This window comes from Nitrosopumilus sp. b1 (assembly GCF_014078545.1).
GTDB lineage: Archaea > Thermoproteota > Nitrososphaeria > Nitrososphaerales > Nitrosopumilaceae > PXYB01.
The window spans coordinates 1-1145 of the sequence record NZ_MU078792.1 but is presented as its reverse complement, the minus strand read 5'-3'; the positions used below and the strand labels follow the sequence as shown (position 1 = coordinate 1145).

The following is a 1145-nucleotide window of genomic DNA, read 5'->3' as shown; positions in this document are numbered from 1 at the left end:
ATTTAGTGGAACTGTGGGAGGAGGCACTCCAATTTTGGATTATGCCAAAAATAGTCTTAGAGGGGAACGAATAACATCTTTTGATGGAATACTAAATGGTACAACTAATTACATTTTAACAAATATGGCTAATGGAAACTCCTATGACGCAGCATTAAAGGATGCAAAACAAAAGGGCTACGTCGAGGCAGATGAATCACTAGACCTTGATGGTCTAGATGCAGCAGCAAAACTAGTAATTTTAGCTAATTGGGTAATGGGAATGAAGGTAACCTTGCCTGATGTCAATAGAACAGGAATAAGAAATGTAACTACTGAAGATATCAAAAAAGCAGCCAAGAATAATTGCGCTGTAAAGCTTATCGCATCTTGTAACAAAGAACTAGTAGTATCACCTAAGGAAGTATCCATAGATGATCCTCTATGTGTAAATGGAACTCTAAATGCAATTGCATTTACATCGGAGCATTCTGGTACTCAAACCATCATCGGCAGAGGGGCTGGAGGAATAGAGACTGCAAGTTCCTTACGAGATTTACTAGACATTAGAGCAGAGATATCAAAAGATTGAAGTCTAATTTAATTTCTAAAAGTGAATCAAGTGAGATGCTAAAGCAGATTACTTCAAGATGGAAGATGGAATTACCAAAAACAAAAAATCTCAAAGTTCACCATATTGTAGATGATGCACAGTTAATCATAGGAGATGGGTTCAAGGCACTTAGAGTAGATGAAGAATACATTCCATTTTTATCAGAGACTTCAATTTTAGAAAAATTTCCAAACGTAATGGTGGACATGGGAGCTGTAAAGTTCATGTGTAAGGGAGCTAACGTAATGAGACCCGGAATTAAAAAATTCACAGAATTTCACAAAGGAGATATCGTATGTATTATTGAAGAGTCTCAACACAAGTTTCTTGCCATAGGAAAATCACTTGTTGATAGTTCAGAAATGGAATCAATGGAAAAAGGAGAGGTTCTAAAAAATTTGCACTTTATTTCTGATAAATTTTGGGAAGTAGGAAAAACTATTTCAAACTAGTTTGCAGTTTGTGTGGTTTCTTTAGCGCCGTCTTTATTGATAACCATAACATCAATTCCATCACCACTAAAAGAGTCCCTCATTGTTGCAGAGCGAACAGC

1 protein-coding gene and 1 pseudogene are annotated in these 1145 nt (G+C 36.2%); both read left to right on the top strand.

What is annotated here, in order from left to right; genetic code table 11:
- A pseudogene (locus tag C6988_RS10890) lies at positions 1 to 571 on the top strand (homoserine dehydrogenase); the annotation flags it as partial.
- Positions 568 to 1044, top strand: coding sequence for a PUA domain-containing protein (locus C6988_RS10885; protein ID WP_182135470.1), 477 nt, complete (start codon positions 568 to 570; stop codon positions 1042 to 1044). The pseudogene C6988_RS10890 and the gene C6988_RS10885, both read left to right, overlap by 4 nt.
- The last annotated feature ends 101 nt before the right edge of the window (positions 1045 to 1145 follow it).